At 51.5% G+C, this 2,177-nt stretch carries 1 rRNA gene; it reads left to right on the forward strand.

Features of this window, described 5'->3' with window-relative positions:
* Nucleotides 1-2,177, forward strand: a 23S ribosomal RNA gene (locus LKD23_RS12750); the annotation flags it as partial.

A 2,177-nucleotide genomic window follows, 5' to 3' on the forward strand; every position in this document is an offset into this window, starting at 1 on the left:
GTGATAGGGTACTTTTTGTAGAACGGTCCGGCGAGCGATTGTATGCAGCAAGGTTAAGGACTTAAGGTCTGGAGCCGAAGCGAAAGCGAGTTTGAAAAGGGCGTTAAGTTGCATATAATGGGCCCGAAACCGGGTGACCTACCCATGGTCAGGTTGAAGTGGAAGTAAAATTCCATGGAGGACCGAACCGACCTCCGTTGAAAAGGCGGCGGATGAACTGTGGGTAGCGGAGAAATTCCAATCGAACCCGGAGATAGCTGGTTCTCCCCGAAATAGTTTTAGGACTAGCCTCAAGTTAGATACCTGGAGGTAAAGCACTGAATAGCCTAGCGGCCGAGAGGTTAGCGAAGCTTATCAAACTCAGAATGCCAGAGTATTGATGCTTGGGAGTCAGACAGTGTCAGATAAATGTCATTGTCAAAAGGGAAACAGCCCAGATCTACAGCTAAGGTCCCAAAGTCAGGTTAAGTGGAAAACGATGTGAAGATACGCAGACAACCAGGATGTTGGCTCAGAAGCAGCCACTCATTCAAAGAGTGCGTAATAGCTCACTGGTCGAGCGTCTTTGCGCGGAGAATTTAACGGGGCTAAACCTGACACCGAAGCTTAGGCAATCCAGTAATGGATTGGGTAGGGGAGCGTTGTATACGCGGAGAAACAGTAGCGTAAGCGGCTGTGGAGTGTATAGAAGTGAGAATGCCGGAATGAGTAGCGCGAATGCAGTGAGAATCTGCATGGCCGAAAGCCTCAGGTTTTTGGAGGAAGGTTCGTCCGCTCCAAGTTAGTCGGGAGCTAAGGTGAGGCCGGAAGGCGTAGCCGATGCACAGACGGTAGAGATTCCGTCACCACCAAAAGAGTTAAGCACAGGGACACATTTGAAGTCTCAGAGCCGGGTGTTGGTTCCGGTAGAGATCGAGGGAAGTTAGTACCGAAGTCTGGGATGGAAGATGGCGAGAAAAGCTGTGTGTATTTCTGAGGTGCCCGTACCGCAAACCGACACAGGTAGGTAGGAAGAAGATTCTAAGGCCAACGGGAGAAGGGTTGTTAAGGAACTCGGCAAATTGACCCCGTAACTTCGGGAGAAGGGGTGCTCCAGAGATGGAGCCGCAGAGAATCGGCCCAAGCAACTGTTTACCAAAAACACAGGTTTGTGCTAAATCGAAAGATGACGTATACGAGCTGACGCCTGCCCGGTGCTGGAAGGTTAAGAGGAGATGTGCAAGCATTGAATCGAAGCCCCAGTGAACGGCGGCCGTAACTATAACGGTCCTAAGGTAGCGAAATTCCTTGTCAGGTAAGTTCTGACCCGCATGAAAGGCGTAATGATTTGGGCACTGTCTCAACAGCCCGCCCGGCGAAATTGTAGTACCGGTGAAGATGCCGGTTACCCGCGACAAGACGGAAAGACCCCATGGAGCTTTACTGTAGCCTAATATTGGGTTTCGATGTTGCATGCACAGGATAGATGGGACACAGGGAAACAGGAGCTTTGGCTTCTGCGGAGTGGCCGTTGGGATACCATCCTTGCGATATTGGAATTCTAACCTGCGGCTCTGAATCGAGTCGGGGGACATTGTTAGGTGGGCAGTTTGACTGGGGCGGTCGCCTCCTAAAAAGTAACGGAGGCGTTCAAAGGTTCGCTCAGCTTGAACGGAAATCAAGCAAAAGAGTGCAAACGCAGAAGCGAGCCTAACTGCGAGACTGACGGGTCGAGCAGTAACGAAAGTTGGAGTTAGTGATCCGGTGGTATGTGAGTGGAAATGCCATCGCTCAACGGATAAAAGTTACCCTGGGGATAACAGGCTGATCTCCCCCAAGAGTCCACATCGACGGGGAGGTTTGGCACCTCGATGTCGGCTCATCGCATCCTGGGGCTGTATTCGGTCCCAAGGGTTTGGCTGTTCGCCAATTAAAGCGGTACGCGAGCTGGGTTCAGAACGTCGTGAGACAGTTCGGTCCCTATCTGTCGTGGGCGCAGGATATTTGATGGGAGCTGTCCCTAGTACGAGAGGACCGGGACGGACGTACCTCTGGCGCACCAGTTGTTCCGCCAGGAGCATAGCTGGGCAACTACGTACGGATCGGATAAACGCTGAAAGCATCTAAGCGTGAAGCCGACCCAAAGATAAGATATCCCATTGTTTTAAACAAGTAAGACCCCTTGAAGACTACAAGGT

The sequence above is a fragment of the Faecalibacterium butyricigenerans genome (genome assembly GCF_020687345.1).
GTDB classification, from domain to species: domain Bacteria; phylum Bacillota; class Clostridia; order Oscillospirales; family Ruminococcaceae; genus Faecalibacterium; species Faecalibacterium butyricigenerans.